Here is a 16,365-nt window from a genome sequence, read left to right as displayed (position 1 = left end):
GTGTGGGCCGCACGCCTCTCGATGGTCTGAAAAAGATGCTGGATAATAAAGCATGACCCGCTTGACGGCTAGCGCCGTCGGAGACCCTTGCAATGCCCGACCAAGATGTACGCTTGCAACACCTGAAAGTTTGGCTCGATGAACAACTGCCGATCCTTTTCACTCAACAGGGCTGGGGCACCGTACCCCCGGCCACGTTGACCGCCGCCAGCAGTGACGCGAGTTTCCGGCGGTATTTCCGCTGGGAAGGCGAGGGTCGCAGTTTGATCGTAATGGATGCGCCACCGCCCCAGGAAAACTGCAAACCCTTCGTGGATATTGCTTTTTTACTGGCGAAATCCGGTATCAACGTGCCGAAAATTTATGCCGAAGACCTCGAGCGCGGCTTTCTTTTGCTCAATGACCTGGGCAATCAGACCTACCTGGACGTGATCGACAGCGAAAATGCCGACGATTTATTCGGCGATGCCTTGCAGGCCTTGTTGGCTTTCCAGCAACTGCCGATGGTCGCGCCGTTGCCGAGCTACGATGTCGCGTTGCTGCGTCGGGAGCTGGAATTGTTTCCCGAGTGGTACGTCAAGCGCGAGCTGGGCATCGAATTCGATCCGGCCCAGCAGCAACTCTGGCAACAGGCCAGCGAGCTGTTGATCGACAGCGCCCTGGCCCAGCCCAAAGTGCTGGTGCACCGCGACTACATGCCGCGCAACCTGATGCTCAGCGTACCGAACCCCGGTGTGCTGGACTTTCAGGATGCGGTCTATGGCCCGGTGACCTATGACGTGACCTGCCTGTTCAAGGATGCCTTCCTCAGTTGGCCCGAGGCGCGTGTGCGTGGTTGGCTGGAGCGTTACTGGCAGGAGGCTGGCGCCCTTGGCATTCCCGTCCAGCCGGATCTCGAGGATTTCCTGCGGGCCAGCGACTTGATGGGCGTGCAGCGTCACCTCAAGGTCATCGGGATCTTCGCGCGCATTTGCCACCGTGATGGCAAACCACGTTACCTCGGTGATGTGCCGCGTTTCTTTGCTTATATAGATGCGGTCATCGCCCGGCGTCCTGAACTGGCACCGCTCGATGAGCTGCTTGGCAGCCTGCGGCAGTTGGCCGGAGCAACAGAATGAAGGCAATGATCCTGGCGGCGGGCAAGGGCGAGCGCATGCGCCCCTTGACCCTCACCACGCCAAAGCCGTTGATTCGCGTGGGTGGCGTTCCCTTGATCGAATACCACTTGCGGGCGCTCGCCAAGGCCGGCTTTTCCGAGATCGTGATCAATCACGCCTGGCTCGGCCAGCAGATCGAAGATCACCTGGGGGACGGTTCGGGTTTTGGCGTGAGCATTCGGTTTTCACCCGAAGGCGAGCCGTTGGAAACCGGTGGTGGAATCTTCCGGGCCTTGCCGCTGCTGGGCGATGACGCGTTTGTGGTGGTGAACGGCGATATCTGGACCGACTACGATTTCAGCGTCTTGCGCAGGCCGCTCAAAGGGCTGGCGCACCTGGTGCTGGTCGATAATCCAGAGCATCACCCGGACGGCGATTTCATCCTGGCCGACGGAAAGGTTCACGATGGGCAAACACCTGCCGACAACCTGACCTATAGCGGCATTGCCGTCCTGCACCCGCGCTTGTTCGACGGTTGCACAGGCGGTGCCTTCAAGCTCGCACCGCTGTTGCGCACGGCCATGGCCGAAGGGTGCGTCAGTGGCGAGCACCTGAAAGGACATTGGGTCGATGTCGGCACCCATGAACGGTTGGCGCAGGTCGAAACCTTGATAGAAGCGAGCGGTTGATATGTGGTGGCCAGGGACTCTGATTGGAGCCGGGGCAGGCTTTGCCATCGCCAGCATTCCGGGGGCCATGCTTGGTGCGTTGTTGGGGCAGGCGCTGGACCGGCGCCTGAACCTGCAGGGCTGGGCGCAAGTACGTGAGCGTCTGGGCGGCCGTCCGGCGTTGCGCAACGATGAATTGTTGTTCGTATTGCTCGGGCGCTTGGCCAAATGCGATGGGCGTGTGGTCGACGGCCACATCCAGCAGGCTCGCCAGGAGATGCGGGCGTTGGACTTGAGTGAATCGGCGCAGCGCCGGGCGATCGCGGCGTTCAACCGGGGCAAGTCCGGAAACGATCGGTTGCGCGGTTACATGCGTCGCCTGGCCGTCCAGCCCCATGCGGCTGAAGGGGTATTGCGCGCCTGTTGGCGGATGGTCTGGGCCGATGGGCGTGCCGGTGTCGGCGAGCGAGAGCTGGTGGCCCAATGGGGCCGCTGGTTGGGCTGGACGCCGCAACAGGTCCAGGCGCTGGCGGCTGATTACGAACCGCAGAAACTGTCGCGCCCCAACGCCGGCGTGACCTATCAGGAGGCCTTGCGCTTGCTGGGGGTTTCGGCCACCAGCGAGCCGTCGCAGATCAAGCGTGCTTACCGGCGACTGCTCAGCCGCCATCACCCGGACAAGATTGCCGGCAGCGGGGCGACGCCTTTGCAGGTGCGTGAAGCCACCGACAAAACCCGAGAGCTGCATAACGCCTATCGGTTGATTCGCGAGCGGCGGGATTTTCGGTAGAAGGGATAACAGTAGAGAGGAAGGTAACCACTGTGGCGAGGGGATTTATCCCCGCTCAAGTGCTCAGCACTGGCCATCAGATTGTGTTGTCGCGCGGGCTTTGGGGTTGCTGCGCAACCCAGCGGGGATAAATCCCCTCGCCACAAAGTTAGTGTTCGGCTTGGCCAGCTGTCAGCCTTACTCCCCTGCCTTTTGCGGATTCAACCAACCCCGAACCCGACGAAACAGCTGCTCCTGCTCCGCCGACGGGTTCGGCAGGGCCTTGAGGGACACTTGGCTGAAGGTCGAACCTTTCAAACGTTTGCTCGCCTGCAAGCGCTCCAGCGCCGCGTTGCGATCCAGCGGTTTGTCCATGTAGAAAATATCGGCGGTCGCCAGTTTCAAGGTCGGGGTCAGTTCAGCCAGGCCGGGTTTGGCAGTGACCGGAGTCTGCGCAGCCACCATCACGAAGCGTTCGACTTGCGAGGGTTGCTTTTCACTCAAGTAACGCGCGGCCCAATAGGCGCCGGTGCCATGGCCCAGTAGCACGATACGGCGTGCGCTTTGCTGTTCGGCGTAGGCCAGCGCCGCGTCGATGCGGGCGAAGATGCGCTCGGCGTCGGCCTTGGCATGCTCTTCATCGGTTTGCGCAACGAGCGGATCCACCGCATCGGCTTCGCCGCCGGCGACCTGTTCGATCGGCGCCGAAGTGGTAGCGTCCGGTGCCGCGGCAGCGGTGTCGGCCGGTTTGGTCTCGGGCGCGGCTTCCTCCACGCGAGGAGCAATGACGTCGCTTTGCAGGTCCGGCAGGGTGATACTCAGGCTGCTCCATTCGACATCGGGCAACTTTTTGCGTAATGGGCCGACGACTTGAGGCCAGTCAGCGGTTTCGCCGGCACCGGGGATGATGATGACCGCGCCTCTGGGGTCACTGGTATTGGCCGGTTTCCACAGTGCGAGGAAGGTGTCGCTGCCGGTCTGCAACTGTTGCTGTTCCTGGGGCGGGACTGTTCGTCCAAGTGCAGCCGCTTCTTCCTGGCTACGCTCGAGCAAAGGCTGGCGCTCGACAGGTTTTTCCCCGGCGGGTTGCTCGGCGGCGGGGGCCGTTTCGCTGGCCTGGACAGAAAAGGCACTTGGCAGGATCAGCGATAGGCACAATGCTGGCAACGCCAGGCGATAAACAGAGGGCATTGGATATTCCATGACCAGAAGTATTTCCGGCAGCCTAATGGGTTGGTCAGTATTTGTCAGTGCATGAGACTTCAATGATGCGTTTTTGCTGCCTGTGGGTTATCGGCTGTTTATGGCTTCCCTTGATGGCGTGGGCCGCGCCCGCGCCGTCGGCGCCTGGGGTGCAATTGAATGCAGGGCAGCGCCAATGGCTGGTGCAACATCCGCAGTGGCGGGTCGGCCTGGTCTTGCAGGCGCCCTATGCGCAATACGACCGGCGCTTGCAGCGTTTGTCCGGCACCAATGTCGAGTTGATGCAATGGCTGGGCAAGGCGCTGAACGTCGAGCTGACCTGGCGCAACTTCCAGGACGTGGCGCAACTGGAAGCGGCATTGCGTGCCGGCGAGGTGGACATCGCTCCGGGCCTGACCCAATCCCCAGGCGGGCTCAAGCTCTGGCAGTTTTCCGATCCCTACATGCGCGTGCCGCAATTGATCGTCGGTGCGCAGAAAGGCGCCGAGGGGGTGGAGTTGGAAAAACTCGACGCCCAGGCCCGCGTTGTGGTGCGCATGCCCAGTGCCACGGCCGATTACCTGCGCAGCAACTACCCGACGCTGAACCTGCAAGGCGTGCCGATGGAGCGCGAGGCCCTGCAATTGCTGCTGACCCAGCAGGCCCGGTACGCGGTGGTCGACGAGGCGCAACTGGGCAGGTTGATGGTCGAACCCGAATTCGCCGAGCTGGCGGTGGTGGGCGACATTGGCCTGCCGCAGTTGCTACGGGTTGCCACACGCCGGGACTGGCCGGAGCTGGCAGAAATCATCGACAGAGGGTTGCAGGCAATCCCGGCCAAGGAGCTGGAGCAACTGCACAGTCGTTGGCTCAAGCCAAAATACCCGCGCCTGACCGAGACCCCGGGTTTCTGGCAGAACCTGACCCTGTTGATCCTGGCCCTGCTGCTCAGCAGTGTCGCCATCGTGTTCTGGCAGCGCCGCCAGCAACGTGGACTGGAGCGCCGCCTGCGTGCCGCGAGGGAAGACATCGCCCAGCGTGCAGCCAGCGAAGAAGCCTTGCGCCTGACCCAGTTCTCCATCGATCAAAGCACGGTCGGCATCCTGTGGGTCAATTGGGACAGCCACGTGCGTTATGCCAACCGAGCGGCCGAAACCATGCTCGGCTACGCCTCGGGCGCCATCATCGAGCGGCCCTTGATCGACTTCGAGCCGGGCTTGCACATGGATCGCTGGTTGAATCTGTGGAAGCGCGCCCGGGCCAGTGAAGAGGGGCCGCTGAGCTTCGAAACCGAGTGCGTGCGAGCCGATGGCAGTATTCTGCCGACCGACGTTTCCCTGAGTTTCCTGCGTTTTCGCGACGCCGAATACCTGGTGGTCTACCTCAATGATGTGACCGAGCGCCGACGTGCGCTGGCGGCGTTGCGCGAAAGCGAGGCGCGGCTGCAAGGCATCGCCGCCAACGTGCCGGGCCTGGTCTTTCGCCTGGAGCGGGCGCCGGTGACCGGCCAGATCGACTTTGCCTACATCAGCGAAGGCAGCGAAAGCCTGGTGGGCTATTCCCCTGCAACCCTGGCCCGCAGCGACACCGGGCTGCGCAGTCTGGTGCATCCGCAGGACAAGGCCGATTATCACCGCACCCAGGACCAGGCGCTGGATACCGACAGCGACTGGTCATGGCAGGGCCGTATCCTGACCCGCGAAGGCCAGGAGCGTTGGGCCGAGATCAAGGCGATCACTCGGCGCCTTGAGGATGGCGCCTATGTCTGGGACGGTATCGTCTGGGACATCACCGACAGCAAGCGCATCGAACTGGAATTGGCCAGTTCCCGGGAGCAGTTGCGCGAGTTGTCGGCGCACCTGGAAAGCGTGCGGGAAGAGGAAAAAGCGCGGATTGCCCGGGAGGTCCACGACGAGCTGGGCCAGATGCTGACGGTGTTGAAGCTTGAAACTTCCATGTGTGAATTGGCCTACGCGCAACTCGACCCGGGCCTGCATGAGCGGCTTAACAGCATGAAGCGCCTGATTGCTCAGCTGTTCCAGCTGGTGCGGGATGTGGCGACGGCATTGCGCCCGCCAATCCTGGATGCCGGCATCGCTTCGGCCATCGAATGGCAGGCCCGGCGCTTCGAGGCGCGAACGCAGATTCCTTGCCTGGTGCAGGTGCCGGACAACCTGCCACCCCTGAGCGACGCCAAGGCCATCGGCCTGTTTCGGATTCTCCAGGAGGCGCTGACCAACGTGATGCGCCATGCCCAGGCGCATACTGTGGAGTTGACGCTGGTTCAGCAAGGCGCTGATTTATGTCTGACTGTCAGTGACGACGGTGTAGGATTTATTGCCGATACGAGCCGGCCAACGTCCTTTGGCCTGGTCGGCATGCGTGAACGGGTGTTGATCATGGGCGGACAGTTGACCCTGGACAGTGAGCCGGGGGAGGGCACCACCCTGTCGGTGCGGGTGCCGTTGAATGAGGCCTGATGGTTTGGGTTGGCTGGGCTGACGCTATCGCGAGCAAGCTCGCTCCCACATCGATTGAGGTGTACACACACCGTGTGGGAGCGAGCTGGCTCGCGATGAGATCTTGAATCTGGAGAGCAATGTGATCCGTGTACTGGTAGCCGAAGACCACACCATCGTCCGCGAAGGCATCAAGCAGTTGATCGGCCTGGCCAAGGATCTGCTGGTGGTGGGGGAGGCGAGCAATGGCGAACAGTTGCTCGAAACCCTGCGCCAGGTGCCCTGCGAAGTGGTGCTGCTGGATATCTCCATGCCGGGTGTCAACGGCCTGGAGGCGATCCCGCGGATCCGTGCGTTGAACAATCCGCCGGCCATCCTGGTGCTGTCGATGCATGACGAGGCGCAAATGGCCGCCCGTGCCCTGAAGGTCGGCGCCGCGGGCTACGCAACCAAGGACAGCGACCCGGCCCTGCTGCTCATGGCGATTCGCAAGGTCGCGGCCGGCGGGCGCTACATCGACCCGGACCTGGCCGACCGCATGGTCTTCGAAGTCGGCCTGACGGACACGCGACCGCTGCACTCGCTGCTGTCCGAGCGTGAATTCTCGGTCTTCGAACGCCTGGCCCAGGGCGCCAACGTCAACGACATCGCCCAGCAACTGGCCCTGAGCAGCAAGACCATCAGCACCCACAAGGCGCGGCTGATGCAGAAACTCAACATCACCTCATTGGCCGAGTTGGTGAAATATGCGATGGAGCACAAGTTGCTCTGAGCCCCGCAATTTCCCCTTGTGGGAGCGAGCTTGCTCGCGATGGCGGCGGCACATTCAATATTGATGTCGGCTGACACTCCGCTATCGCGAGCAAGCTCGCTCCCACAGGGTTCTGTGTCGGCATATCCATTTGCGACACACCCCGACAGCGCTTTTTGCCCTTACTTGCAGCTTGGCGCTTGAAACGCGCCGCCGCACTTACCCAATCCCGCCATCCTTGTAGGGCGATCCCTACCCCGACTCTTCCATCCGGCTGAGGCGATTCTCTCCTGCGCCCCGATTTGCGCGGACCCCAGGGTCCACTAGGCTTGATTCACAAGCAGTCATCAAAACAAAAGGTGCGGGTATGAGCCAGGTCGATTCAAGCGCGGGGGCCAGCGATGTGCTGGTCAGCTTTCGTGGTGTGCAGAAGAGCTACGACGGCGAGAACCTGATCGTCAAAGACCTCAACCTGGACATTCGCAAAGGCGAATTCCTGACCCTGCTCGGGCCTTCCGGCTCCGGCAAGACCACCAGCCTGATGATGCTCGCCGGGTTTGAAACCCCAACCGCCGGCGAGATCCTGCTGGCCGGGCGTTCGATCAACAATGTGCCGCCGCACAAGCGCGACATCGGCATGGTGTTCCAGAACTACGCCTTGTTCCCGCACATGACCGTCGCCGAGAACCTTGCTTTCCCGCTGACCGTGCGAGGCCTGAACAAGAGCGACGTGAGCGATCGGGTCAAGCGTGTCCTGAGCATGGTCCAGCTGGACAGCTTCGCCCAACGCTACCCGGCGCAATTGTCCGGCGGCCAGCAACAACGGGTGGCCCTGGCCCGGGCGCTGGTGTTCGAGCCGCAGTTGGTGCTGATGGACGAACCCCTGGGGGCGTTGGACAAGCAATTGCGTGAACACATGCAGATGGAAATCAAGCACCTGCACCAGCGCCTTGGCGTGACTGTGGTCTACGTGACCCACGACCAGGGCGAAGCCTTGACCATGTCCGACCGTGTGGCGGTGTTTCACCAGGGCGAAATCCAGCAGATCGCCCCACCGCGCACCCTGTATGAAGAGCCGAAAAACACTTTCGTCGCCAACTTCATCGGCGAAAACAACCGTCTCAACGGTCGCCTGCACAGCCATACCGGCGATCGTTGCCTGGTGGAGTTGGCGCGCGGCGAGAAAGTCGAGGCCCTGGCGGTGAATGTCGGTCAGCCCGGCGAGCCGGTGACCCTGTCGATTCGTCCGGAGCGGGTGAGCCTCAACGGCGTCAGCGAACAATGTGTCAACCGCTTCTCAGGGAGGGTGGCGGAATTCATCTATCTGGGCGACCACGTCCGGGTTCGCCTGGAAGTCTGTGGCAAGAACGACTTCTTCGTGAAGCAACCGATTGCCGAGCTCGATCCCGCGCTCGCCGTCGGCGACGTGGTTCCGCTTGGCTGGCAAGTCGAGCATGTGCGTGCGCTCGATCCCCTTCTAGAGGCGAATTGATCGCCCCCTGCTGTACCAACACCAACCCTGCACGTGGAGAGAACAATAAATGTTGAGATCCCTGAAGTTCACAGCCCTGACACTGGGCATGATGGGTGCGGCAAGCGCGATGGCGGCGGGCCCGGACCTGACCGTGGTGTCTTTCGGCGGGGCGAACAAGGCGGCTCAGGTCAAAGCCTTCTACGCACCGTGGGAAGCGGCTGGCAACGGCAAGATCGTGGCTGGCGAGTACAACGGCGAAATGGCCAAGGTCAAGGCCATGGTCGATACCAAGAGCGTTTCCTGGGACCTGGTGGAAGTCGAGTCTCCGGAATTGTCCCGTGGTTGTGACGAAGACATGTTCGAGCAACTGGACCCGGCCCTGTTCGGCAAGACCGAAGACTACGTCAAGGGCGCCATCCAGCCTTGCGGCGTAGGTTTCTTCGTGTGGTCGACCGTGTTGGCCTACAACGCCGACAAACTCAAGACCGCGCCGACCAGTTGGGCAGACTTCTGGGACACCAAGCAATTCCCGGGCAAGCGCGGCCTGCGCAAAGGCGCCAAGTACACCCTGGAATTCGCCTTGATGGCCGACGGCGTAGCGCCGAAAGACGTCTACAAAGTGCTGGCCGGCAAGGATGGCCAGGACCGTGCGTTCAAGAAGCTCGACGAGCTCAAGCCGAATATCCAGTGGTGGGAAGCCGGCGCCCAGCCGCCGCAATACCTGGCTTCCGGTGACGTGGTCATGAGCTCGGCCTACAACGGCCGGATCGCTGCGGTACAGAAAGAAAGCAACCTGAAAGTGGTGTGGAACGGCGGCATCTACGACTTCGACGCCTGGGCCATCCCGCGCGGCCTGGACAAGACCCGCGCCGAAGCGGCGAAGAAATTCATCGCCTTCTCGGTTGCACCGCAGCAGCAGAAGACCTACTCGGAAAACATCGCCTACGGCCCGGCCAATACCCAGGCTGTGCCGTTGCTGGCCAAGGATGTCCTCAAAGACATGCCGACCACCCCGGAAAACATCGCCAACCAGGTGCAGATCGACGTCAGCTTCTGGGCTGACAACGGTGAGCAACTGGAGCAGCGCTTCAACTCCTGGGCGGCCAAGTAACCCGACGCTCTGAAGCTGGATGAAATCCATGTGGGAGCGAGCTTGCTCGCGATAGCGGTTTGTCAGACACATCAATGTTGAATGTGCCGTAGCCATCGCTAGCAAGCTCGCTCCCACAGGTTTTTGCTCCAAGCGGGTGTTTCAAAAGAACAGAGGCGGCCCGCCGCCCCTGTAACGATAAAAAGATTTGCGGAGTTCGCCATGGCCATCGCCGTTCCACTGAACGCGGGCACCAGCCCCACCCTCAAGCAACGGCTCAAGCGCGCCGAGCGGGTCAACCGCTGGAAGGCCCAGGCCTTGATCGCGCCGCTGGTGCTGTTTCTGTTGCTGGTGTTCCTGGTGCCGATCGTGGCACTGCTGTTCAAAAGCGTCAGCAACCCGGAAGTGGTGGGCGCCATGCCTCGCACGGTCGCTGCCGTCGCGGCCTGGGACGGACGCGGTTTGCCGGGCGAGCCGGTGTACAAGGCTGCCAGTGAAGACCTGGCCGAAGCCCGCAAGAATCAGACCCTGGGTGACTTGTCCAAGCGCCTGAACATGGAACTGGCCGGCTATCGCAGCCTGCTGACCAAGACTGCTCGGGCGTTGCCGTTTGCCACCGAGCCGGCTTCCTATAAAGAAGCCATGGAAAACCTCGATGAGCGTTGGGGCGACCCGGCGTACTGGCAGGTGGTCCGCCGTAACACCAGTAATGTCACCCCGTACTACCTGCTGGCGGCCGTCGACCACCGTATCGATGACCTGGGGGAACTGGCCCCGGCGACTCCCGACCAGGCGATTTACCTGGATATTTTCACCCGTACGTTCTGGATGGGCCTGGTCATCACCGCGATCTGCCTGGTGCTGGCCTATCCGCTGGCCTACCTGCTGGCGAACCTGCCGTCGCGCCAAAGCAACCTGTTGATGATCCTCGTGTTGCTACCGTTCTGGACCTCGATCCTGGTGCGCGTCGCCGCGTGGATCGTGCTGCTGCAGTCGGGCGGCCTGATCAACAGTGGCCTGATGGCCATGGGCATCATCGATAAGCCCCTGGAGCTGGTGTTCAACCGCACCGGTGTCTACATCTCCATGGTCCATATCCTGCTGCCGTTCATGATCCTGCCGATCTACAGCGTGATGAAGGGCATCTCGCCCACCTACATGCGGGCGGCGATTTCCCTGGGCTGCCATCCGTTCGCCAGTTTCTGGCGGGTGTATTTCCCGCAGACCTATGCTGGTGTCGGCGCCGGTTGCCTGTTGGTGTTCATCCTTGCCATCGGCTACTACATCACGCCGGCGCTGCTGGGCAGCCCGAACGACCAGATGGTCAGCTATTTCGTCGCGTTCTACACCAACACCAGTATCAACTGGGGCATGGCCACGGCGCTCGGCGGGCTGCTGTTGCTGGCGACCGTCGTGCTTTACCTGATTTACAACCGGCTGGTGGGCGCCAGTCGCCTGCGCCTGAGCTAAGGGGAGATCGAAATGCTGAGTCCTTACATGTCTCCCGTCGAACGGGTGTGGTTCTACACCTTGCGCACGCTCTGCGGGCTGATCCTGTTGTTCCTGATCCTGCCGGTGCTGGTGATCATTCCGCTGTCGTTCAACTCCGGCAGTTTCCTGGTGTACCCGCTGCAAGGCTTCTCGCTGCAGTGGTACCACGATTTCTTCGCCTCGGCCGAATGGATGCGGGCGCTGAAAAACAGCATCATCGTGGCCCCGGCGGCGACGTTGCTGGCGATGATCTTTGGCACACTGGCGGCCATCGGCCTGACCCGCGGTGACTTCCCGGGCAAGGCGCTGGTGATGGCCCTGGTGATTTCGCCCATGGTGGTGCCGGTGGTGATCATCGGCGTGGCCAGCTATCTGTTCTTCGCACCGCTCGGGATGGGCAACAGTTTCCTCTCGCTGATCGTGGTCCACGCCGTGCTGGGGGTACCGTTCGTCATCATCACGGTGTCGGCGACCTTGCAGGGGTTCAATCACAACCTGGTCCGCGCCGCCGCCAGCCTCGGGGCTTCGCCACTGACGGCGTTTCGTCGGGTGACCCTGCCGTTGATCGCCCCGGGCGTGATCTCCGGCGCCCTGTTCGCCTTCGCGACGTCGTTCGATGAAGTGGTGGTGACCCTGTTCCTGGCCGGCCCCGAGCAGGCAACGTTGCCGCGGCAGATGTTCAGCGGCATCCGCGAAAACCTCAGCCCCACCATCGCCGCGGCGGCGACGCTGCTGATTGCCTTCTCGGTGATCCTGCTGCTGACCCTGGAGTGGTTGCGTGGGCGTAGCGAGAAGTTGCGCACGGCCCAGGTCTGAAGGGTCAGCGTTGTCCAAATGTGGGAGCGAGCTTGCTCGCGATAGCGGTAGAGCATTCAACATTGATGCTGAATGTCAGTGCGCTATCGCGAGCAAGCTCGCTCCCACAGGGTTTCTCATTGCATTCATAAGCTGAATGGCAGACAACCCTCAATACCGAGCTATCCTTGTGCCAGCCCATACTCGAATAAGAGGCCGCGCACATGAGTCTTTCCTCATTCAAGATCGCCCATAAACTGATCACCGGTGCCGCTGCCATCGAGCAACTGGCCGCCGAGTTGACGCGCCTGGACGTCGACAACCCGCTGATCGTGACCGATGCGGCGTTGGTCCAGTCCGGCACTGTGGAACTGGCCCTGCAACATCTGGGAGGACGCGACTACGAGATTTTCGACCGGGTCATGCCGGACCCGGAAATCGCCATCGTCGAGGATTGCATGCAAGCCTACCGCGACGGTGGTCATGATGGCCTGATCGGCCTGGGCGGCGGCAGTGCTATCGACATTGCCAAGTGCGTGGGCGTCTATGCCGGGTACCACGGCGAGCTGCAAGATATGTTCGGCGTCGATCAGGTGCCGCGCAAAGGCCCGCCCATGATTGCCATCCCCACCACAGCCGGGACCGGTTCGGAAGTCACCAATGTGGCGATCCTTTCCGACAAGGCCGCGCAGCTGAAAAAAGGCATCGTCAGCGATTTTCTGTTGCCGGACGTGGCGCTGGTCAGCCCGCAGATGACCCTCACGTGCCCCCGTGGCGTAACGGCGTCCAGTGGTGTCGACGCGCTGGTCCATGCCATCGAGGCCTACCTGTCGCTCAATGCGTCGCCGATCACCGATGCCCTGGCTATCGGCGCGGTCAAGCTGATCAGCAAGGCGTTGCCCAAGGCCTACGCCAACCCCGCGCATCTGCAAGCCCGTGAGGACATGGCCACGGCCAGCCTGATGGCCGGCATGGCCTTCGGCAATGCCGGGGTTGGCGCGGTGCACGCGCTGGCCTATCCGTTAGGTGGGCGCTTTCACGTTTCTCACGGCGTCGCCAATGCACTGTTGCTGCCGTACGTCATGGCGTGGAACAAGATGGCGTGCGTCGAGCGCATGCGTGACATCGCCGAAGCCATGGGCATCAGGACTGCCCATCTGAGCGATATGGAGGCCGCCGACGAAGCCGTGGAAGCCATGGTCGCCTTGTGCGCCGCCGTGGAAATTCCCAAGGGCCTGAGTACCCTGGGCGTGACCGAGGACGTGATTCCGTCCATGGCCCTGGAGGCCGTGGGGATCGAGCGGCTGATGCGCAACAATCCACGCAAGCTGACCGCCAGCGACATCGAGAAGATCTACCGCGCGGCGTATTGATCGACGGTCACGGTGGGCGCGCCAAATCTTGAGGTATACAATGCGCGCCATCGTGATTTCGCTCAAAACAGGTGCGTCATGCAGCCCTTCGCTATTGCTCCGTCGATTCTCTCCGCCGACTTCGCCCGCCTGGGCGAGGAAGTGGACAACGTTCTGGCCGCCGGGGCCGACATCGTGCACTTCGATGTCATGGACAACCACTATGTACCCAACCTGACCATCGGCCCGATGGTCTGCGCGGCGCTGCGCAAGTACGGCGTCACCGCGCCGATCGACGCGCACCTGATGGTCAGCCCGGTGGACCGCATCGTCGGTGACTTCATTGAAGCCGGTGCCACCTACATCACCTTCCACCCAGAAGCCACGCTGCACATCGACCGCTCCCTGCAGTTGATCCGCGAGGGCGGTTGCAAGGCCGGCCTGGTGTTCAACCCGGCGACGCCCCTGGACGTGCTCAAGTACGTGATGGACAAGGTCGACATGATCCTGCTGATGAGCGTCAACCCTGGCTTCGGCGGCCAGAAGTTCATCCCGGGCACCCTCGACAAGTTGCGCGAAGCCCGGGCGCTGATCGACGCCTCGGGGCGTGACATCCGCCTGGAAATCGACGGTGGCGTGAACGTGAGCAATATCCGTGAAATCGCCGCGGCCGGCGCCGACACGTTCGTCGCGGGCTCGGCGATCTTCAACGCCCCCGACTACAACGAGGTGATTGCAAAAATGCGCGCCGAACTGGCCCTGGCGCGTCCATGAGCGGCTTCGAGCAGCTGTTCCCCGGCAGCTTGCCGCGTCTGGTGATGTTCGACCTCGATGGCACATTGGTCGATTCGGTCCCGGATCTCGCGGCGGCCGTGGACAGTATGCTGCTCAAGCTCGGGCGTCCGTCCGCCGGCATCGACTCGGTGCGCCACTGGGTGGGCAACGGCGCGCCCATGCTGGTGCGCCGGGCCCTGGCCAATCACATCGATGCCCAGGGCGTCGATGACGCCGAGGCCGAGCGGGCGCTGGAGCTGTTCAACGAAGCCTACGAAGGCAACCATGAGCTGACGGTGGTCTACCCCGGTGTACGCTCCACGCTCAAGTGGCTGAAAAAGCAGGGTGTGGAAATGGCCCTGATTACCAACAAGCCGGAGCGCTTCGTTGCGCCGTTGCTGGACCAGATGAAAATCGGCCGCTATTTCCGCTGGATCATCGGCGGCGATACCTTGCCACAGAAAAAACCTGACCCGGCCGCGCTGTTCTTCGTGATGAAAATGGCCAGCATCCCGGCCTCCCAATCCTTGTTCGTCGGCGACTCGCGCAGCGATGTGCTGGCGGCCAAGGCGGCAGGGGTCAAATGCGTGGCGCTGAGTTACGGCTACAACCACGGCCGGCCCATCGCCGAAGAGTTTCCGACGCTGGTGATCGACGATTTGCGCCTGTTAATTCCCGGTTGCCTGGACCCGGCCGCTGAGATAACGTTGCCCGACGCTGTTCAATCCTCTTCTGGAAACGCCATCGTGGTGGTCACTCGCAAACTCTGGATGAAAGTCATGAAGGCCCTGGCCCGCTGGCGTTGGCGCGCCTGACGTGATCCTGGCCGGTTATCCGGCGCGTTTGCATACCTGACTGTCAGCTCCTCTTGCCACGAGGCACCCCATGATCCGTGAAGAATTCCTGCGTCTAGCCGCAGCCGGCTACAACCGCATCCCCCTTGCCTGCGAAACCCTGGCCGACTTCGACACGCCGCTGTCGATCTACCTCAAGCTGGCCGACCAGCCCAACTCCTACCTGCTCGAATCGGTACAGGGCGGGGAAAAGTGGGGCCGTTATTCCATCATCGGCCTGCCGTGCCGTACGGTGCTGCGGGTCCATGACCATCGCATCAGCGTGACCCACGACGGCGTCGAAATCGAAAGCCTCGACGTCGAAGACCCGCTGGCATTCGTCGAAACCTTCAAGGCCCGCTACAACGTGCCGACCATCCCTGGCCTGCCGCGCTTCAACGGTGGCCTGGTGGGGTATTTCGGCTACGACTGCGTGCGCTACGTGGAAAAACGCCTTGGCACCTGCCCGAACCCCGATCCCCTGGGCGTGCCGGATATCTTGCTGATGGTCTCCGACGCCGTCGTGGTCTTCGATAACCTCGCCGGCAAGATGCACGCCATCGTCCTGGCTGACCCGTCCCGGGAAGATGCCTACGAGCAAGGTCAGAAAAGCCTGCAGGCGCTGTTGGAAAAACTCCGTCAGCCGATCACGCCGCGTCCGGGCCTGGATTTCAGCAAGCAGTCGGCCGCCGACCCGGTGTTCCGTTCCAGTTTCACCCAGGACGATTACGAACGCGCCGTCGATACCATCAAGGAATACATCCTGGCGGGCGACTGCATGCAGGTGGTGCCGTCGCAACGGATGTCCATCGACTTCAAAGCCGCGCCCATCGATCTCTACCGGGCGCTGCGCTGCTTCAACCCGACGCCCTACATGTATTTCTTCAACTTCGGCGACTTCCATGTCGTCGGCAGTTCGCCCGAAGTGCTGGTGCGGGTCGAAGACAACCTGATCACCGTGCGACCGATCGCCGGCACTCGCCCTCGTGGCGCCACGGAGGAGGCTGACCGGGCGCTGGAAGAGGACCTGCTGTCGGACGACAAGGAAATCGCCGAGCACCTGATGCTGATCGACCTGGGGCGCAACGATACCGGGCGGGTCTCGGAAATCGGTTCGGTGAAACTCACCGAGAAGATGGTCATCGAGCGCTATTCCAACGTGATGCACATCGTCTCCAACGTCACCGGCCAATTGAAGGCCGGGCTGACGGCCATGGATGCCTTGCGGGCGATCCTGCCGGCGGGCACCTTGTCCGGCGCGCCGAAAATCCGCGCGATGGAAATCATCGACGAACTGGAGCCGGTCAAGCGGGGGGTGTACGGCGGGGCCGTGGGTTATTTCGCCTGGAACGGCAACATGGACACCGCGATTGCTATCCGCACCGCGGTCATCAAGAACGGCGAACTGCACGTGCAGGCCGGCGGCGGCATCGTCGCCGACTCGGTGCCGGTATTGGAATGGGAAGAAACCCTGAACAAACGCCGGGCGATGTTCCGCGCCGTGGCGCTGGCCGAGCAGACCTCGAACGACTGAAAACCTCCAACAACTGTGGCGAGGGAGCGAACGTCCTCGCCACAGGTCCTTCAGCGACTCGATCAAAATGTGCGAGCGAGCTTGCTCGCGATGAGG

General features: G+C 62.2%; 14 protein-coding genes. 13 read left to right on the top strand and 1 reads right to left on the bottom strand.

The features are described 5' to 3' along the window. The first annotated feature begins 92 nt into the window (after window positions 1-92). Genes ACZ5M5_RS27870 through ACZ5M5_RS27860 form a run of 3 tightly spaced genes read left to right on the top strand, consistent with a single transcriptional unit; the run spans window position 93 to window position 2,555 of the window. On the top strand, window positions 93-1,118 hold the full coding sequence (locus ACZ5M5_RS27870; RefSeq protein ID WP_103308211.1) for an aminoglycoside phosphotransferase family protein: 1,026 nt from the start codon (window positions 93-95) through the stop codon (window positions 1,116-1,118). Further along, window positions 1,115-1,786 carry an N-acetylmuramate alpha-1-phosphate uridylyltransferase MurU gene (gene murU, locus ACZ5M5_RS27865; protein ID WP_060740362.1) on the top strand — a complete coding sequence of 224 codons (672 nt, stop codon included), beginning with the start codon at window positions 1,115-1,117 and terminating at the stop codon, window positions 1,784-1,786. The genes ACZ5M5_RS27870 and murU overlap by 4 nt, the downstream gene beginning before the upstream one ends. 1 nt (window position 1,787) lies before the next feature. Beyond that, a complete protein-coding gene (locus ACZ5M5_RS27860; protein WP_060740363.1) occupies window positions 1,788-2,555 on the top strand; it encodes a TerB family tellurite resistance protein in 768 nt (255 codons plus the stop codon). Window positions 2,556-2,732: 177 nt separating this feature from the next. Here ACZ5M5_RS27860 and ACZ5M5_RS27855 read toward each other — a convergent pair whose 3' ends face one another. After that, window positions 2,733-3,725, bottom strand: coding sequence for an alpha/beta hydrolase family protein (locus tag ACZ5M5_RS27855; RefSeq protein WP_060740364.1), 993 nt, complete (start codon window positions 3,723-3,725; stop codon window positions 2,733-2,735). 74 nt (window positions 3,726-3,799) lie between these two features. On the opposite strand from ACZ5M5_RS27855, the gene ACZ5M5_RS27850 reads away from it, so the two are divergent. The 10 genes from ACZ5M5_RS27850 (at window position 3,800) to trpE (ending at window position 16,269) form a co-directional block, all read left to right on the top strand. Next, window positions 3,800-6,196, top strand: coding sequence for a PAS domain-containing sensor histidine kinase (locus ACZ5M5_RS27850; protein WP_103308213.1), 2,397 nt, complete (start codon window positions 3,800-3,802; stop codon window positions 6,194-6,196). A gap of 121 nt (window positions 6,197-6,317) precedes the next feature. Further along, complete coding sequence (locus ACZ5M5_RS27845) at window positions 6,318-6,947, top strand: response regulator (protein ID WP_060740366.1); 630 nt, start codon at window positions 6,318-6,320, stop codon at window positions 6,945-6,947. A gap of 346 nt (window positions 6,948-7,293) precedes the next feature. Next, a complete protein-coding gene (locus tag ACZ5M5_RS27840; RefSeq protein WP_072342484.1) occupies window positions 7,294-8,418 on the top strand; it encodes an ABC transporter ATP-binding protein in 1,125 nt (374 codons plus the stop codon). Between the two features lie 49 nt (window positions 8,419-8,467). Beyond that, the gene (locus ACZ5M5_RS27835) at window positions 8,468-9,511 is read left to right on the top strand and encodes an ABC transporter substrate-binding protein (RefSeq protein ID WP_042730717.1); all 1,044 of its coding nucleotides are present in this window, start codon (window positions 8,468-8,470) and stop codon (window positions 9,509-9,511) included. A gap of 201 nt (window positions 9,512-9,712) precedes the next feature. After that, complete coding sequence (locus ACZ5M5_RS27830) at window positions 9,713-10,960, top strand: ABC transporter permease (RefSeq protein ID WP_060740368.1); 1,248 nt, start codon at window positions 9,713-9,715, stop codon at window positions 10,958-10,960. A 12-nt stretch (window positions 10,961-10,972) separates the two neighbouring features. Continuing rightward, complete coding sequence (locus ACZ5M5_RS27825; protein WP_060740369.1) at window positions 10,973-11,797, top strand: ABC transporter permease; 825 nt, start codon at window positions 10,973-10,975, stop codon at window positions 11,795-11,797. A 203-nt stretch (window positions 11,798-12,000) separates the two neighbouring features. After that, complete coding sequence (locus ACZ5M5_RS27820; protein WP_060740370.1) at window positions 12,001-13,149, top strand: iron-containing alcohol dehydrogenase; 1,149 nt, start codon at window positions 12,001-12,003, stop codon at window positions 13,147-13,149. Between the two features lie 78 nt (window positions 13,150-13,227). After that, a complete protein-coding gene (gene rpe, locus ACZ5M5_RS27815; RefSeq protein ID WP_103308215.1) occupies window positions 13,228-13,902 on the top strand; it encodes a ribulose-phosphate 3-epimerase in 675 nt (224 codons plus the stop codon). Beyond that, window positions 13,899-14,717, top strand: coding sequence for a phosphoglycolate phosphatase (locus ACZ5M5_RS27810; RefSeq protein WP_464738253.1), 819 nt, complete (start codon window positions 13,899-13,901; stop codon window positions 14,715-14,717). Before rpe ends, ACZ5M5_RS27810 begins: the two co-directional genes overlap by 4 nt. A 70-nt stretch (window positions 14,718-14,787) precedes the next feature. Continuing rightward, on the top strand, window positions 14,788-16,269 hold the full coding sequence (trpE, locus tag ACZ5M5_RS27805; protein ID WP_464738252.1) for an anthranilate synthase component I: 1,482 nt from the start codon (window positions 14,788-14,790) through the stop codon (window positions 16,267-16,269). Window positions 16,270-16,365: the final 96 nt, after the last annotated feature.

The organism is Pseudomonas sp. Van50 (assembly GCF_055390755.1).
The sequence above is the reverse complement of the archived record's forward strand: the minus strand, read 5'-3'. Positions and strand labels throughout refer to the sequence as shown.